Origin of the sequence: Lederbergia citri, from assembly GCF_018343625.1 — a bacterium.
Classification (GTDB): domain Bacteria; phylum Bacillota; class Bacilli; order Bacillales; family Bacillaceae_C; genus Lederbergia; species Lederbergia citri.
Map to the genome: position 1 here is coordinate 514,070 of NZ_JAGYPG010000003.1, position 16,299 is coordinate 530,368.

Sequence of the window (16,299 nt, forward strand, 5' to 3'; positions counted from 1 at the left end):
TTGTCTTTTTAAATAATCCATTAACATTGCGAATCAAGCAAAAAACCTCCTGTTTCTACAAATTGATATTTACCATTTTTATAATTCTTCTTTAAGGAAATTTTATACAGGCGTAAGGGATTTATATTTTCTTAATGTTCCAGATAAGTGCATCTACTCCTTGAGAATAGTGAAAAATGGGAGTTTCATTCTCAAAGTCAAAATTAAAAGGTCTACAAAGATCGTTTGAATGTATGGTAGCCTCTGCTCTTTGCAGAGGCCATGGATGATGGTGAATGTCTAGACAATAGACATTCGATTTTTGATTATGACTAAAAAAGCAATACCGTTCCGTTAGCCAATGGTCGAGCGTCATATTTTCAGGGTAAAAGATTTCCGATTTAGGAGTATAAGATCCTTTACAGATAATAGGGATATGATGATTTCGATTACTTTCAAAATGATAGGACTGTTCTATTTTCTGAAAAGATATTTTCGCTGGATGATAAGGCACATGAAGCCATCTTTTTGCCAGGCTACAGGAAGTCCAATCGTCAACATCTAAGGACAAAAAATAAATGCCCGGTTTATCATTGCATCTTACATAGGTTCGCAGATTGATTTCTGGAAATGCCGGACGTATAGAAACAGGCGGAAATCCACGCGGGAAAATACCATCAATTTTAAAAACAATCACACCTAACCAAGCATAGTCTTCGAAAGTGTCTATTTCTACAGCAGAAGGAATATATGGCTGTAATTTTTCAGGTTTGATAGGAAGATGCATGAACAACACATCTCTCCACTTCTGCCGCATGATCCAATATTTGGATGGAATCGGATAAGGACGATGTTCCGTTATTTTTAAGACATCCATGAAGATGTACTCCTTTTTTCCATAGTCTTTTCTCAGCCATACGTTTTATACGGCATAGACATATTTTTCCTGAGTACGGAAATAATAGGAGAAAAATATTGTGGAGAACAAACAATGAATACGTTTTTACTATTTGTGTTATTAGGGTTAGTTACGATCATGTTTTTGTTTTTCCTTTTTATGCTTTTCGGATGGCGTTGGATGATGAAAAAAATGGTAAAGAAAATCGGGAAAATTATTTTATCCGATAGCTACCAAGAAAACCTTATAGAAATGATTCCAGGGTTTAGGCATATCGGAATTCAAAATGTACTAGAAAACAACCTAAGAGCCGCATCAGGTGATTTACTTCATCGTCCTTTAGGATCATCTAAAACTTGGCCGAATTTTGATTCGATAACGTTTTTACCGGCACAAACATCTCCTTTTGCAGTTGATGGCGAAGATGAGGTCGATTTGAAAGTAACGATTGGCCCGAATGCCAAAAAACCAATGGACATTGAAATCCCACTTATGATTAGTGGAATGGGGTATGGGGTTGCCTTAAGTGAAGAGGTTCGCCTTTCTCTCGCAGAAGCGGCAAGTAATGTCGGAACAGCCATTAATTCCGGCGAGGGCGGTGTTATGCCGGAAGAACTTGAAAAAGCAGGGAAATATATTTTACAGTTTGGAAAAACGGAATGGGCAAAAGAAGAAGATTTAATCAAACAAGCTGATATGGTTGAAATTAAACTCGGTCAAGGCGCTATGATGGCGATGGGATTAAAGATTTCCCCTAAAAACTTAACTGGGAATGCCCGTAAAGTGATGGGATTAAAAGAAAATGAAACAGCTGTTATTCATGAGCATTTTTTTGAAAACCAAACATTAAAAGATATTAAGGAGCTTGTCGATGAACTTCGAAGTGTAACTGGCGGAGTGCCGATTGGAGTCAAAATGGGGGCTGGTGGAAAAATTGAAGAAGATATCGACCATTTGATTGAGATAGGTGTCGATTTCATTGCAATTGATGGGGCTCAAGCAGCTACTTTAGGCGCAGCGCCTATTCTATCAGATGATTTTGGGATTCCTACGTTGTATGCAGTTGTTAGGGCAATAAACCATCTAGAAAAAAGAAAAATGAAAGGTAAAATCAGCTTGATTGTGTCAGGGGGATTATTTGTACCAGGACATTTTTTAAAAGTACTGACGCTAGGGGCGGATGCTGTTTATATAGGATCTGCTATTTTGTTCGCCGTTGCACACGCTCAAATTTTTCATTCAGTTCCTTTTGAGCCTCCGACGCAGGTTGTGTGGAATGAAGGGAAATTCAAAGATGAGTTTAAAGTAGAGGATGGAGTGAAGGCGGCTGAGAAATATCTGACAGCTTGCACGGAAGAAATTAAAACAGCCTTAAGGGCAATGGGAAAGCGTTCCTTAAAGGATCTATCGAAAAAAGATATTGTTTCTTATGATGAAACGATTGCAAAATATGTCGGCATCCCATTTTCATTTGAGCCTTGGACGGATAAAACAAAAAGCAAATAAAAAGCCAGCTTTTTAGGCTGGCTTTCGCACACTGCTTTTAATCACAATGTAAAAATATAAAAGGATAGAACAAAGTACAGATATTGCAGCGACACTATAAATTGAGCTATAACCTAACCAATGGCCGATTTGTCCAAAAGCAATTGCTCCAATTCCAACACCTAAATCAAAAAACGAGAAGAAGGTTGCATTTGCCATCCCGCGGCGATTTGCAGATGATTCTTTTACAGACCATGCTTGCAGTGCTGGTTGCACCGTTCCAAAGCCCAATCCGTAAAGGATAGCTGCAGTGAAAAGAATCAAACTGTTCGGCAACCAAGAAAGGAGCAACATGGAAATGAGAATCAATAATGTGCCCGGTAGGAATACTGCCTTATGTCCTCTTGTATCGTACAATTTTCCGGCAAAGGTACGTGTGATCATTAATGCTGCAGCGTAAAGTAAAAAGTACCATTGAATCCCCTCAATTCCTTTTTGAGCTGAATATAGAGGTAAAAAGGATGCAATACCACCAAAAGTGACAGTGATGAAAAATAACAACAATGATGGCGGCAAGGCAGTTTTTTCGTAAAAATCCCATTTTTTCACCGGCGGAGTAGCTTTCGCTTCCACCTTTTTGAAGCGGATTCTAGAGGATAATAAAAAAGCTAATAAGCCAAGCAGAGCACAAATTAAAAATAATTGTGTAAACGAAATAACACCTACTAAAGCAAGTCCTAAAGAGGGACCGAATGCAAGCGCAATATTCCCTGAAAGACCATAATATCCCATGCCTTCCCCGCGTTTATTAGCGGGAATAAGGTCAGTGGCGATCGTTCCGGAGGCTGTCGTCGAAAAGCCCCATCCTAATCCTTGAATAATTCTCATAATAAATAAGAAAAGCAGACTTTTTACAAATCCGAAAGAACCGACCGAAAATATAAATATACCTAGTCCAGTTAAAAAAACGAAACGTCTGCCTTTCGTTTCTAAAGAATGTCCAGCGCTCGGTCGAATGAGAAGCGCAGAAAAGGTAAAAATACCAACAACGATTCCAATTAGCTGATCATTCCCACCTAGCTCTTCAACAAATAAAGGAAGAGTGGGTAATGTCATTTGAAACCCAAGAAAAACAAAAAAATTGGACAGACAGATCAATATAAAATCCCTAGTCCATATTTTATCGGAACTCTCACTCTGACGAGGAGCTTCCTTAGCGAGTGGACTACCCAAAACAATCTCCTCCTAATATTTAGTCTCCCGAAACATAGTTAATATTCTACACGACTTAACGTGAAAATAGAAATTATTTTTTCTGAGATTTTTTTTGATTTAACAGGTAAATATTCAGGTGGTAGGCTATAGTCCTTCATATAGTGTTTATTGCCGTTCTGGGATGCTCTATACCTGTTCATGGTGGATTCTATTGTCGCTCAAAAGGACTGTATTCCTGTTCGGGACGACTCTATTCCCGTTCAAGCGGATGCTATTCTCGTTCACCTTTATCTTACCTAGCTCTCAGAAAACGTGATGACCTTTCAGCGTCATTGGTGAAAAGTGTCCATTCAACTATAAACAAAAAGGAGCAATCTAAATTATGATTGCTCCAACAGTTTAGCGGTCCACGTTTCTCTATTTAAATAAAGATCACAATCAAATTCTGCATATGACTGAATCAGCTTTGTTTTCTCATCAAAAGTTAAGGTTTTTGTAACGTCATTTGGGATAATCAAACAGTTGATTCCAGCTCGAATCGCTGCTAATGACCCGTTTACAGAATCCTCGACTGCGACGGCTTCATCCGGTTTAATCCCTAGAGCTCCAATCGCTTTAATATATAGAGCTGGGTTTGGCTTTACTTCATCGACATCATCCGCCGAACAAATAATTGGGAAATACTCGGTCAAATTGTACTTTTCGAGAAATCCGACAATCCATTCACGGTGGGAACTACTGGCGATAGCAAGTTTGAGACCAGCATCTTGAATACGATGTAAAGTATCTAAAAATCCTTCTCTTAGTGGAAGTTCGTTTTTAATCTTTAAATAGTGAGCATGCGTTTTTTCCTTAAAAAGCTTGCGGTCCATTGGCTCATCGAGTGTACTGTCAATTAAATCAAATAACGTACCATTGGTTGTTCCTACAATTTTTACAAATTCTTCCAATGTAAGATCGAAGTTATAATCTTCTTTTAATACAGTCTGATAAATTTTAAACCATGGGGTTTCAGTATCAATGATCGTGCCATCGAAATCGAATATAACTGCTTTAATCATTTATTTCTCCTTTAAAAAGATAGTCTCTTTAAGTGTAACATATTAAGCACTTGCCTTGTCATCTGTCTTAAATATCATTTTCATCATAGGAGGGGTCACGATGGTTGTCACTAAAATAACGACTACTACAACAGCGAACATATCTTGCGTCAATAACATAGAATCTAAACCAATGGCCGCAAGTATTAATGCTACTTCTCCACGTGAAATCATTGCGGAACCTATTCCGAGAGAGCTCCTCCAACCAAAACCCGATAACTTTGCTCCAAATGCAGCACCGACCAGTTTTGTTACAATCGCTAAAATACTAAGTCCAACAATTAAACCTAGGTTTTGTGTGATTCCATTGAATTGCGCCATGACCCCAATTGAAGTAAAAAAGACAGGGACAAAAATGGAGTAGCTGATCGTTTCAACTTTTTCAAAAATCTCATGCTTAAACCCTGTAACACTGATGGCTACCCCTGCAATATAAGCTCCTATAATAGCAGCAACACCAGTATATTCTGCAAAATAAGCAAAAACAAAACAAATGATGAGAGCCGATGAAATGACGGTTTCCGTTACTTTTAATTTTGAAAACTTATTTATAAACCACGGAACAACCTTCCAGCCAACTAGGATAGCTCCAGCGAAAAACACTACTTTTTTCAAAATGACCACTGAAATATTTACATCCCCGCCGGCAAAACTCATTAAGAATGCAAGCGCGATAATAACTACGACATCATCAATGACAGCCGCACCTAAAATCGTTGTTCCTTCGCGGCTTTTTAATTTATTCATTTCTTTCAGAGCCTGAACAGAAATACTGACACTTGTTGCAGAAAGGAGAAGGCCTAAAAATAAAGCTTCAAATGTAGTAAGGCCTAAGACGATTCCTGCAGCGTACCCGAGTGCAAGTGGCGCAATAATTCCACCAAACCCTACATACGTCGCAGCTTTTCCAGTTCGCTTAAACTCATCAATATCTGTTTCCAGACCGGCGATAAACATAAGTAGAATAACACCAATTTGGCTAAGTGCTTGTAATGTATCTGTATTGGTCACTAAACCTAATACAGAGGGACCAAGTACAATTCCAATAAGGAGCTTGCCTAATACAGCAGGTTGTCCAAGTCTTACACTTATACTTCCTGCGACTTTCGAGGCCACCAAAATAATGGCAAGTTGAAGAATTAATATCATGTTATTTCCACCTTTCTTTTTTTAAAAACAAAAAGAGCCTGTCAACCAAAGGACATAGATATCCCTTGGTGACAGACTCCTCCAAGAACATTAATATTTGATTAAAAATATCATAACATATTTTTTAGGTTTTGTGTTATTTTTTTAGATAGAGGTGACGCTTAATGGATTTACCTAAGGATTTTTTAGTAAAAATGAAGGATCTTTTAAAAGATGAATATGAAGAATTTTATAAAAGTTATCATGAGCCAAAGAAGCAGGGGCTACGTGTTAATACTTTAAAAGTATCGATAGATGAATTTTTGGAAAAAAGTCCGTTTACTTTAGAAAAGATTCCTTGGGTTAAGGAAGGTTTTTTCTATAATGACGAGGAGCGACCAGGTAAGCACCCTTATCATGAGGCGGGTTTGTATTATATACAGGAGCCGAGTGCCATGGCGGTTGGAGAATTGTTGGATGCAAAACCTGGGGAAAAGGTACTGGATTTATGTGCGGCACCCGGAGGAAAAACAACGCATATCGCTGCAAGAATGAATCAAGAAGGATTCCTGCTCGCGAACGAAATTCATCCGGCGCGTGCTAAAATTCTTTCGCAAAACATTGAACGAATGGGTATTAAAATTGCCATAGTCACAAATGAAACACCAGCCAGGCTGGCGGAAAGATTCCCGACTTATTTTGATCGAATTTTAGTCGATGCTCCGTGTTCAGGGGAAGGGATGTTTAGAAAAGATCCAAATGCTTGTGCTGAATGGAGTCTGGAAAATGTAGCGTTATGCGCGAGTCGGCAAATCGATATTTTGGCGCATGCCGCAACGATGCTGAAGCCGGGTGGCAGGCTCGTTTATTCCACTTGTACTTTTTCGCCGGAAGAGAACGAAGGGGTTATCAGTCAATTTCTAAAGGAAGATACACGTTTTACGATTGAGAGCGTTATAGCTTATGAAGGTTTTAGAAAAGGACAGAAAGATTGGATTGTGGAAGCTGCATCGGATATAGATAAAACGTTTCGGCTATGGCCCCATAAATTACAGGGGGAAGGGCACTATGTAGCTGTTTTAACTAAAATAGACGGTGAAGTCGTTGATAGAAGGAAATTTGCAGAAGTTTTAAAGGACCAAAAAGTGTTGAAGGATTATACTCAGTTTGCAAAGGAGACGTTTATCAATCCGCCTAAAGGGAATTTCATCTTATTCGGCGACCAATTATATTTAGTTCCGGATGGCATGCTTACATTGAAAAATTTGAAAGTCCTTCGTCCTGGATTACATTTAGGGACGAAAAAAAAGAATCGCTTCGAACCTTCGCATGCACTGGCGTTGGCTTTAAAAGAAGATGAAGTGATCCATACGTGGAATGCTGGGAAAGATTCAGATGAAATTAAATCTTATTTAAGAGGGGAATTATTAGCTGGAAAGGGTCCAAAAGGCTGGTACTTAGTAGAGGTGGACGGGTTCTCTATTGGATGGGGCAAGCTCGCGGGAGATGTGTTGAAAAATCATTATCCGAAAGGTTTAAGGTGGGCAGGGAAGTAGGCTCCATTCCATGACTGCAGTAAATGTTTACATCTATTAAAATATCGAGGCTTACATTTTCAAAAGCTGGATTGAGACCATTCATCATTAATAAAAGATGCTTGAATGGTCTCAAGGTAACTTCTATGCTAAAAACTTTCCCACTTTTAATGTGTCGTCCCGCCGACTTCACGAATATCTTCATTCTCGTTCGCAGCAATCACAGCTGCCGTTTTAAGACCTTCTACGATTGCGTCAAGGGATAAACTTGGAGCATTATCTCCGAGGGTTTGCTCCGGAATGAATGGAATATGGATAAATCCACCCCGAATGTGAGGGGCGTTTTTTTCTAAATAATGCATGACTCCATAAAACAAATGATTGCATACGAACGTTCCCGCTGAATTAGAAACCGCAGCCGGAACTCCTGCTACTTTCATTTCATGGACGATTCGTTTGATTGGTAATGTCGTCCAATACGCTGCTGGTCCATCCTTGTAAATGGGTTCATCGATGGGCTGATTGTCTTTATTATCAGGAATTCGTGCATCGTCGATATTAATGGCGACACGTTCAGGAGTAACTTGAGTGCGCCCACCAGCTTGTCCAACGCAAATAACAACATCGGGTTTATGCTGTTCTATCGCATTAATTACAACTTTGATCGATTCATGAAAAACAGTTGGAACCTCTTGTGCAACGATTTCAACATCCTCAATGACTTTGCCATCTAATTGCTTAACCGCTTCAAGAGCAGGATTTATTTTTTCTCCACCAAAAGGATCAAAACCAGTGATTAGAACTTTTTTCTCCATTGATCATACCTCCATATCAAAACAAAGACTAAATCTCATTATATGGGAGAAAATAACTTCAAACAATATGGAGGAGTTGTCTTTTATGAAGGAAAATGATAAGGAAGTCCATCAAGATACATTTACCATTGCTGGGACAAACATTGATGCGGTTAAAAGAGCTAACGAGCGTTCGGGCTTGTCTTATAATCAAGTTAAAGAGTTGCTCGCAAAGACCACTGGAGGACGCGGAACGTGGATTTACAGTGATACTAATGTCGAGGAAGTCAAAAGAAAAAATCAGCAATCGATGCAGACGGATGATTAATAATATGAAATCAAATGACATCAATCAGAAGGTGTCATTTATCTTTATTTTCAACTAGAGTATTTACTTTTAGCTAAAGTATAAGAATAATATAGTTATGTAAGCGCTTCATTTACGAGGTAAGTATTTCAGAAAAGTAGAATACAAAATTTCCAATGTAAAGGATTTAGGGGGTGAGAATGTGAAAGAAGAAACAATGAAAGCACTTGTCTATGAGGGTCCAGAAATCATGAATATTTGGGAGGTGCCTGTCCCCTTTCCAAACCCAAACGAGGTACTGATTCGGGTAGAATGTGTAGGAATATGTGGTTCAGAATTAAGCGGCTTTTTGGGACATAATTCTCTCCGTGTTCCTCCTCTTATTATGGGACACGAATTTTCTGGTGTAATTGCTGAAACAGGTTCAGCTGTTTCAAGATTGAAGGTAGGATGTCGTGTGGCGGTTAACCCCCTCATCACTTGTGGAGAATGCAACTACTGTGTTACGGGATTCCCACAGTTATGCCCAAAAAGAAGTCTGCTTGGAGCGCATCGACCAGGCGCTTTTGCCGAATACATAAGTGTTCCTGAAAAAAATGTTTATGTACTTGAGGATCATATTTCATCCGAAGAAGGTGCATTGGCTGAACCTTTAGCAGTTGCAATCCATTTGTGTCGACTGCTAAAACTCGATCCAACATATAAATTCCTCATCTTAGGAGCGGGGCCAATTGGACTGCTCATCTTACAAGTAGCCCAAATTTATGGCTTGAAAACCATCGTTGTCGTAGACCTAAATGAAGACCGATTGGAAATTGTTCAGGAGCTTGGGGGTTCTTCAACTACAAGTTTAATAGATTACGAAAAGGGATCATTTGATGCTGTTATTGATGCAGTGGGAGTTGAAACAACACGTGCTCAATGCATCGAATACGTTAGACCTGGGGGAAGCGTTATATTTTCAGGTCTTCATCAGAATGAAACCAATCTTCCCATTAACGATGTCATCAGAAACGAAATTAAAATGTTTGGTGCATTTTCCAATAACCCAATCGACTTTGAAACGGCATTGCAATGGATTAGTGAAGGCAGAGTAAATCTAATGCCTTGGACCGTTCAGGCTCCTCTTAAGAATGGCTCGGACTGTTTTAAAAAGCTAATTAGTAATCCAGGAAAAATAGCAAAAATGATTTTAACATTACGATAGCTTAATTCTATAAAAATAATATCGAGAGAGGGTGTCTACATGAAGCGATTTGAGGACAAGATTGCTTTTGTAACAGGTGCTTCCCGTGGAATTGGAAAAGCAATTGCCAAACGATTTGCATCTGAAGGAGCAAAGATAGCACTAATTTCAAACCATGAAGATGATTTGAACGAAACGGAAAAAGAGTTTGGAGCATTGGGATATGGGGTATTGTCCATTTTAGCGGACGTTTCTAATGCCAATCACGTTGAAAGAGCTGTAGAATATACAGTCTCCAAGTGGGGGCGTATTGATATATTGGCAAATAATGCAGGAATTGCGTGGGAAGAGGATTTTTTAGAGTTAAAGGATGAAAACTGGCGTAAAATGCTTGATGTTAACTTAAATGGAATGTTTTATACTGCGCAACGCGTTTCTCGTCAAATGGTTAAACAAGGAGAAGGTGCGATCATTAATATGGCTTCGACGAACGGACTCGTTGGTGAGGTAAGATTTGCTCACTATAACGCATCAAAAGGTGGAGTCGTTCTTTTGACAAAGACCATGGCGCTTGAGTTAGGTAAATACAACATTCGAGTAAACTCGGTTTGCCCTGGTTATATTCGAACACCAATGTCAGAAGCAATTGATGACGAAGAATTTGTTCAAGAATATGTAAGAACAAAAATCTCCATTGGCAGGGTCGGCCAACCACAAGATGTTGCGGGTGTTTTTGCATTTTTGGCTTCCGATGATGCGGCATTTATAACAGGGACGGAAATTGTAGTTGATGGAGGGCAACTAGCCCAATAAAAATATTATTTGCGATTGATTAAATGTGAATACTTTACAACGGTTAAGGGTATATTATTGAAAAAAATGTAAAATCGGCATAAAATAAAAATAACTAAATAGTTATCTAGAGTGGCCGAGAGATCTGGCTTGAGGACGCCACAGCAACCTGCTTAAAAAAGTAAGGTGCTAATACCAGCAAAGCAATGGCTTTGGATGATAAAACGGAGTTTAGAACCCTTTTGTATCCAATTGCAAAAGGGTTTTTTCATTCCGGGAAGGAGGACAGCAATGGAATTTAACAACAGTGAAAATGTGGAAAAAACATCAACAGGTAAAAAACCCCCAATTACTGAAGTAATAAAAGCAATGTCTCCAGAAGAATTAGAGGCGTTCAAGAGGGAACGTTATAAGAAGTTTATTAAACCGTTCTTGGATCGAGATGATTCAAGGGTCTTTAAGAAAAATAAAACGTAGCCATGCTATAAATTAGCGATTCAAAAAGCCCTTAATTGAGAATTAAGGGCTTTTTGAAAACACTACACGATCCTCTTCCTAATATATCCCGACAATAGATCTATGACCGAAACCATCACAATAATTCCTAACAAAATGATGCCGACACGTTCCCAATCTCTTGATGTTAAAGCAAAAATTAATGGTGTGCCAATTCCTCCTGCCCCAATCATCCCAAGAATGGCTGCAGATCGAACATTGATTTCAAAACGATACAAAGTATACGAGATAAAACCAGGCATTACTTGTGGGAGGACTGCAAACCAAAGTATTTGTAATCGATTTGCTCCAGTTGCTATCAATGCTTCAGAAGGACCTGGGTCAACACTTTCAATTTCCTCTGAAAAAAGCTTTCCCAACATCCCTATGGAGTGCAGGCCTAAGGCGAGTACACCTGCAAATGAACCAGGACCGACTGCTTTAATAAACATGATGGCCATGACGATTTCCGGAAAAGTCCGGATCAAACTGAGTAGGAACTTTCCTGTGTTTGTTGTAGCTTTTCCTTTACTCATATTGGATGCTGCCCAAAAAGCGAAAGGTATGCAAAGGAAAGCAGAAATGAATGTACCCAGAATAGAAATTGCCAAAGTATCAAGGAGACCACGTAATAAATCTTCCCCATCTGGCAAGTACACATAATCCCAATCCGGACTAAAAATTCCGGAGAAAATGGCTTTAGATATTTGACCAGCCGTTTCTTTTACACCTGTAATCGGCATCCCGGAAAATGCCCAAATATATATGAGAGCGAGAGCTACATAAATCACCCAAAGACGGTTATTTTTTTTTCGCGGTTTGATGAATGTTATTTGTGCATTATTCATATGAGCTTCTCCCGTAAAGTAGTACTGATGTAATCAACGAGCAAGACAACGACTAATGTGAAAATGATTATGGAGCTTGTTTTGTCATATTCAAAGAATCCGAGCGTACGGTCGTAATAAAGTCCAATTCCACCTGCTCCGACTAATCCAAGAACAGCGGCAGCCCGAATATTAACTTCAAACGTGTAAAGCACGTATGAAATATAATGTGCCATCACTTGTGGAACGACTCCGAAAAAAATCCACTGCACTTTATTTGCACCTACTGCTGTCATTGCCTCTAATGGACCAGGATCAATCGCTTCAATCGCTTCATACGTTAGTTTGGCGACTAGTCCAATTGAGAAAATGGTTAAAGCAAGTATTCCCGGCAAAGGTCCCAATCCGAAAATAGCAACAAAAATCGCGGCTAAAAGCAGATCAGGAATGGTCCTGATAAGATTTAGAACAGCTCTTACTGGGTAATGGAGCCAAGTGCTTTTAATGATATTACTCGCAGAAAAAATTGCAATTGGAATGGCAATAATAGCTCCAAATGTTGTTCCTAATAAAGCCATTCGTATCGTCTCAAGCATAGCAGGAACAATTTTTCCGAAATAGGATAAGTTAGGTGGAAACATTTGCACGAGCAAATCAAGCATATTTGGAATGCCAATCATTAGTTCTGTTAATGAAGAACTTGTTTTTATCGCACTGCCAAAAAACAGAACAATCATAAATAGTATTGTTAAATACAATTTCTGCTTGCTCGGGGGAGTGGGTATTATTTTCTCTTGCTGTTTGATCATGCTTCCACTCCTAGCAGCTCTTCTTTTTTAATAGGACGTCCGTATATTTCCGAAAATATATCATCTGTTGCTTCTTCTACTGGACCATCAAAAACAACTTCGCCAGCCCGGAGCCCGATGATTCTCGTTGCGTATTCTCTTGCCAAATCAATAAAGTGTAGGTTTACAATCGTTGTAATCCCTAACTCCTGATTAATTCTTTTCAAATCATCCATTACTTGTTTTGTCGTTAAAGGATCCAGAGAGGCAACTGGTTCATCCGCCAATATAATTTTTGCCTCTTGTGCAAGAGCGCGAGCAATGGAAACACGCTGTTGCTGTCCACCAGAAAGCTCTGTGGCCCGGGAATATGCTTTTTCAAGAATATTAACTCGATCTAAAGCATCGAATGCTAGATTCATATCTTCCTTAGGAAATAAACCTAAAACCGTCCGCCAAGTAGAATGGTAGCCAACACGTCCTGACAGTACGTTACGTAAGACAGTGGAGCGCTTAACAAGATTAAAACTTTGAAAAATCATCCCGATGTCTCTGCGGAGTCTTCTTAATTGTCTTCCTTTGGCCTCAGTGATTGATTTCCCTTCGATAAGAATATTCCCATTTGAAATTTCAATCAGTCGATTGATGGAACGCAAAAGAGTGGATTTACCAGCTCCTGATAAGCCGACAATTACGACAAACTCCCCTTTTTCGATTGTGAGATTTATATTATTTAACCCTTTAACTCCATTAGGGTATGTTTTTGTAACATTTGTGAATTCTATCACTACGATTCCACCTTCTTTTATGATTAAAAAATGCCAAACCAGTTTACCTGGCTGGCATTATATATTAAATGGGGGGATTTAATATCAAAATAACTACTCTGTTTTCACTCTTTTAGCATACTCGCGAACAATATCAAACACTTTATCTTCTGAAGCTGTATAACCTTCATGTGAATAAATATCTTTTATGATCTCGTGTCCTTTTTCGTCCTTACCAATTTCAATGAATGCCTCTTGAATCTTCTTAGACCATTCCTCATTCATATCTGAACGAATAGAAATAGTATCGTTAGGGATTGCTTCAGTGAAATGTAGAACTCTAGTGTCTTCGAATACTGACGGATAGTCACCTTTTACAACATTACGTGCATCTTGGAAAATGACCGCTGCATCAACATCACCATTTAACAATGCAATCACTGCTTGGTCATGACCTTTTACGGTAATTCCTTCAACATCCGTAAGCGGGTCAATTTTTTTATCCATTAAAGCAGCTGCTGGCCACACGTATCCTGCCGAAGAAGTAACATCTTGGAAAGCAATTTTTTTACCTTTTAAATCTTCTATTTTATTAATATTTGAATCCTTTTTTACGATAAACATAGATTTATAAAAATCAACTAGCTTATCATTAGGCTGTCCTGTTTCATCGTCAACACCAAAGCGTTGTGCTTGGAGGATGACATTTGCAGCATCTTTTTCATGGGCTTGTACATACGCTGTTGGAGGCAAAAACCCAACATCAACTTTCTTTGATGCCATAGCTTCCACGATTGTGTTATAGTTTGTCGATACGCTGACAGTTACTGGAATGCCGAGTTTTTCCTTTAATAATCCCTCTAAAGGTTTTGCTTTTGCTTCCAATGTATCAGCATTTTGCGATGGAACAAATTGAACCGTCAAGCTTTCAGGTACATAATCTCCTCCAGATGCTTTGGTGGAGTTACATCCACTTAAAATGCCGACAGCTAATGCTGATGACAGTCCAATTGCTGCCAATTTCTTAAACATAGGGTTACCTCCAAATAAGTAAAATAGTTTTGCTTACATGTCGAATTATAGCAGTGAAATTTCATGATTCTGTTAATGATAGGTTAAGTTATGTTAAGGATATGTATAGATTTTGTGTGATCCATTTTGCCTATTAAAAAACAGGTCTATAATCATATTTACATCGGAGTGAAAGGGTGGGGCAAATGCAGGAAAAAGATGAACAGTGTACGTTAGTGATTCTAGAAACGAGCGATCTGCATGGGCATGTATTTCCAAAACAGTATCGAAATCATGAAGAAGTGAATAGTGGCTTAGCTAAGGTTGCCACAATTATTAAAGATGAACACGAAAAAAATAATTATTCATTATTGATTGATAACGGCGATGTCATCCAAGGGACACCGCTCACGTATTATTATGCAAAATTTATGCATGAGGAAAAAAACCCGCTCATTAGTATCATGAATGAATTAGAATACGACTGTGCAGTATTAGGGAATCATGAATTTAACTATGGAGACGAACTGTTACAAAGAGCCATTGACCAATCTGCGTTTAATTGCCTATCGGCCAATATATTAAAGGAAGAAACGATGGAACCTGTATTTGGACCTCCATATCTCGTCAAGGAATTTGATAATGGCTTAAAAGTGATTATATTAGGCGTGACGACACATTTTATTCCGAACTGGGAGCAGCCAAGCAACATAAAAGGACTAGTTTTTGAAGATGCCTTATCGAGTGCGAAAAAGTGGATCGAATACATTCAAGAACATGAAAAATATGATTTATTAGTCGTCTCTTATCACGGAGGATTTGAACGAGATTTACACTCTGGAGAAGAAACCGAAGCTTTAACAGGGGAAAATCAGGCATATGAAATGTGTCAAACATTAACTGGGATTGATGTATTGCTGACTGGACATCAGCATCGGATGATCGCAGATAAAGTCAATGAAGTTACGGTCATCCAACCAGGATGCCACGGGGAAGCTGTAGGCAAAGTTGCCGTTACATTTGAAAAAGTTAACGGAAAATGGGTTGTTAAAGAAAGTTCTCCTCAGCTGATAAAAGTGAGCGACGATGTAAAAGCCGATCCACATATTATGAAACTGACTAAAGAGTACGAAGAAGCAACTCAAACATGGTTGGACCAACCAATTTGCACCATTATAGGAAATATGACAATAGAAAATCCATTTGAAGTTAGAATAAGTGACCACCCACTCATTGAATTTCTTAATCAAGTGCAAATGGAGGCTTCTGGAGCAAAGATATCCTGTACAGCACTTTTTGACAATGATTCACGAGGTTTTGGTGAGCATATAACAATGAGAGACATTGTATCAACTTACGTATACCCAAATACACTTAAGGTCATCCGGATCACGGGAGAGGCAATGAAAGATGCTCTCGAGAAAAGTGCTTCCTATTTCATGATGGATGGAAATGGAGACATCTCCGTAAATCCTGAATTCACAGAGCCCAAACCACAGCACTATAACTATGATATGTGGGAAGGTGTAGACTATCTTTTGGATATAAGGAATCCAATCGGCTCGCGGGTTGCTTATTTAAAAATAGGAGAGAAACCTGTTCAGATGGACGAAGAATATGATGTGGTTATGAATAATTACCGAGCAGCGGGAGGCGGTGGTTACACCATGTTCAGAAATATGCCTGTCATCAAAGAAATTCAAATCGACATGACCGAGCTAATCGCAAACTACATGTTGAAGAGGAAGACAATCCACGCTAGTTGTAATGGGAATTGGAAGGTTATATGGTAAATGTTTTAAAGGCATGAATCCGAAAGAAGGTTTTGTGCCTTATCTTTTATAAAAAATAGAGAACGTTCTTTCTCTTTTAATACCTACTTTCCTTGACTTAGAAGGAATTAGAGTCGTAAACGGCGTACTTTAATATAAGCATGAAAGCATTGAACTAAACAGTTGCCAAGAAAAGACGAACGAGTGCTGGCGATTTTAC

The 16,299-nt window shown here is 38.8% G+C and carries 16 protein-coding genes and 1 riboswitch; of the genes, 7 read left to right on the plus strand and 9 right to left on the minus strand.

What is annotated here, in order from left to right:
• Positions 1-121: 121 nt before the first annotated feature.
• A complete protein-coding gene (locus KHA97_RS18570; RefSeq protein WP_213126249.1) occupies positions 122-856 on the minus strand; it encodes a YqjF family protein in 735 nt (244 codons plus the stop codon).
• Between the two features lie 114 nt (positions 857-970).
• Between KHA97_RS18570 and KHA97_RS18575 the strand changes: the two genes are divergently transcribed.
• Positions 971-2,383 carry an FMN-binding glutamate synthase family protein gene (locus KHA97_RS18575; protein WP_213126250.1) on the plus strand — a complete coding sequence of 471 codons (1,413 nt, stop codon included), beginning with the start codon at positions 971-973 and terminating at the stop codon, positions 2,381-2,383.
• A gap of 12 nt (positions 2,384-2,395) precedes the next feature.
• Here KHA97_RS18575 and KHA97_RS18580 read toward each other — a convergent pair whose 3' ends face one another.
• The 3 genes from KHA97_RS18580 to KHA97_RS18590 form a co-directional block, all read right to left on the minus strand.
• Positions 2,396-3,595, minus strand: a complete 1,200-nt coding sequence (locus tag KHA97_RS18580; RefSeq protein ID WP_213126251.1) for an MFS transporter — start codon at positions 3,593-3,595, stop codon at positions 2,396-2,398.
• A 362-nt stretch (positions 3,596-3,957) separates the two neighbouring features.
• Complete coding sequence (locus tag KHA97_RS18585) at positions 3,958-4,638, minus strand: HAD family hydrolase (protein ID WP_213126252.1); 681 nt, start codon at positions 4,636-4,638, stop codon at positions 3,958-3,960.
• Between the two features lie 42 nt (positions 4,639-4,680).
• Positions 4,681-5,823: a cation:proton antiporter gene (locus KHA97_RS18590; RefSeq protein WP_213126476.1), complete on the minus strand. Its 1,143-nt coding sequence runs from the start codon at positions 5,821-5,823 to the stop codon at positions 4,681-4,683.
• A gap of 167 nt (positions 5,824-5,990) precedes the next feature.
• Between KHA97_RS18590 and KHA97_RS18595 the strand changes: the two genes are divergently transcribed.
• Positions 5,991-7,361 carry an RsmB/NOP family class I SAM-dependent RNA methyltransferase gene (locus tag KHA97_RS18595; RefSeq protein WP_213126253.1) on the plus strand — a complete coding sequence of 457 codons (1,371 nt, stop codon included), beginning with the start codon at positions 5,991-5,993 and terminating at the stop codon, positions 7,359-7,361.
• A 146-nt stretch (positions 7,362-7,507) separates the two neighbouring features.
• On the opposite strand, the gene pcp is transcribed toward KHA97_RS18595, so the two are convergent.
• On the minus strand, positions 7,508-8,155 hold the full coding sequence (pcp, locus tag KHA97_RS18600; RefSeq protein ID WP_213126254.1) for a pyroglutamyl-peptidase I: 648 nt from the start codon (positions 8,153-8,155) through the stop codon (positions 7,508-7,510).
• A gap of 85 nt (positions 8,156-8,240) precedes the next feature.
• Between pcp and KHA97_RS18605 the strand changes: the two genes are divergently transcribed.
• The 4 genes from KHA97_RS18605 (at position 8,241) to KHA97_RS18620 (ending at position 10,896) form a co-directional block, all read left to right on the plus strand.
• Positions 8,241-8,462, plus strand: coding sequence for a gamma-type small acid-soluble spore protein (locus tag KHA97_RS18605; protein ID WP_213126255.1), 222 nt, complete (start codon positions 8,241-8,243; stop codon positions 8,460-8,462).
• Positions 8,463-8,643: 181 nt separating this feature from the next.
• Positions 8,644-9,648, plus strand: a complete 1,005-nt coding sequence (locus KHA97_RS18610; protein WP_325167495.1) for a galactitol-1-phosphate 5-dehydrogenase — start codon at positions 8,644-8,646, stop codon at positions 9,646-9,648.
• A gap of 39 nt (positions 9,649-9,687) precedes the next feature.
• The gene (locus tag KHA97_RS18615) at positions 9,688-10,440 is read left to right on the plus strand and encodes an SDR family NAD(P)-dependent oxidoreductase (protein ID WP_213126256.1); all 753 of its coding nucleotides are present in this window, start codon (positions 9,688-9,690) and stop codon (positions 10,438-10,440) included.
• 99 nt (positions 10,441-10,539) lie between these two features.
• Positions 10,540-10,645: riboswitch (SAM riboswitch) on the plus strand.
• 65 nt (positions 10,646-10,710) lie between these two features.
• Positions 10,711-10,896 (plus strand): hypothetical protein, encoded by a 186-nt coding sequence (locus tag KHA97_RS18620; protein ID WP_213126257.1) that lies wholly within the window; start codon positions 10,711-10,713, stop codon positions 10,894-10,896.
• A 62-nt stretch (positions 10,897-10,958) separates the two neighbouring features.
• On the opposite strand, the gene phnE (KHA97_RS18625) is transcribed toward KHA97_RS18620, so the two are convergent.
• From phnE (KHA97_RS18625) to KHA97_RS18640, 4 genes are all read right to left on the minus strand, one after another.
• Positions 10,959-11,762: a phosphonate ABC transporter, permease protein PhnE gene (gene phnE, locus KHA97_RS18625; protein WP_213126258.1), complete on the minus strand. Its 804-nt coding sequence runs from the start codon at positions 11,760-11,762 to the stop codon at positions 10,959-10,961.
• Entirely contained in the window at positions 11,759-12,550 is a 792-nt protein-coding gene (phnE, locus tag KHA97_RS18630; protein ID WP_213126259.1) for a phosphonate ABC transporter, permease protein PhnE, read from the minus strand. The genes phnE (KHA97_RS18625) and phnE (KHA97_RS18630) overlap by 4 nt, the downstream gene beginning before the upstream one ends.
• Positions 12,547-13,317, minus strand: coding sequence for a phosphonate ABC transporter ATP-binding protein (gene phnC / locus KHA97_RS18635; RefSeq protein WP_213126260.1), 771 nt, complete (start codon positions 13,315-13,317; stop codon positions 12,547-12,549). The genes phnE (KHA97_RS18630) and phnC overlap by 4 nt, the downstream gene beginning before the upstream one ends.
• A gap of 93 nt (positions 13,318-13,410) precedes the next feature.
• Complete coding sequence (locus KHA97_RS18640; protein ID WP_213126261.1) at positions 13,411-14,328, minus strand: phosphate/phosphite/phosphonate ABC transporter substrate-binding protein; 918 nt, start codon at positions 14,326-14,328, stop codon at positions 13,411-13,413.
• Positions 14,329-14,513: 185 nt separating this feature from the next.
• Between KHA97_RS18640 and KHA97_RS18645 the strand changes: the two genes are divergently transcribed.
• A complete protein-coding gene (locus tag KHA97_RS18645) occupies positions 14,514-16,100 on the plus strand; it encodes a bifunctional metallophosphatase/5'-nucleotidase (RefSeq protein ID WP_213126262.1) in 1,587 nt (528 codons plus the stop codon).
• Positions 16,101-16,299: the final 199 nt, after the last annotated feature.

What these genes read in the sequence shown, in the direction of transcription:
- KHA97_RS18570 (WP_213126249.1), bottom strand. Translation starts at nt 856, where the DNA reads ATGGATGTCTTAAAAATAACGGAACATCGTCCTTATCCGATTCCATCC.
- KHA97_RS18575 (WP_213126250.1), top strand. Translation starts at nt 971, where the DNA reads ATGAATACGTTTTTACTATTTGTGTTATTAGGGTTAGTTACGATCATG.
- KHA97_RS18585 (WP_213126252.1), bottom strand. Translation starts at nt 4,638, where the DNA reads ATGATTAAAGCAGTTATATTCGATTTCGATGGCACGATCATTGATACT.
- KHA97_RS18595 (WP_213126253.1), top strand. Translation starts at nt 5,991, where the DNA reads ATGGATTTACCTAAGGATTTTTTAGTAAAAATGAAGGATCTTTTAAAA.
- pcp (WP_213126254.1), bottom strand. Translation starts at nt 8,155, where the DNA reads ATGGAGAAAAAAGTTCTAATCACTGGTTTTGATCCTTTTGGTGGAGAA.
- KHA97_RS18605 (WP_213126255.1), top strand. Translation starts at nt 8,241, where the DNA reads ATGAAGGAAAATGATAAGGAAGTCCATCAAGATACATTTACCATTGCT.
- KHA97_RS18615 (WP_213126256.1), top strand. Translation starts at nt 9,688, where the DNA reads ATGAAGCGATTTGAGGACAAGATTGCTTTTGTAACAGGTGCTTCCCGT.
- KHA97_RS18620 (WP_213126257.1), top strand. Translation starts at nt 10,711, where the DNA reads ATGGAATTTAACAACAGTGAAAATGTGGAAAAAACATCAACAGGTAAA.
- phnE (WP_213126258.1), bottom strand. Translation starts at nt 11,762, where the DNA reads ATGAATAATGCACAAATAACATTCATCAAACCGCGAAAAAAAAATAAC.
- phnE (WP_213126259.1), bottom strand. Translation starts at nt 12,550, where the DNA reads ATGATCAAACAGCAAGAGAAAATAATACCCACTCCCCCGAGCAAGCAG.
- KHA97_RS18640 (WP_213126261.1), bottom strand. Translation starts at nt 14,328, where the DNA reads ATGTTTAAGAAATTGGCAGCAATTGGACTGTCATCAGCATTAGCTGTC.
- KHA97_RS18645 (WP_213126262.1), top strand. Translation starts at nt 14,514, where the DNA reads ATGCAGGAAAAAGATGAACAGTGTACGTTAGTGATTCTAGAAACGAGC.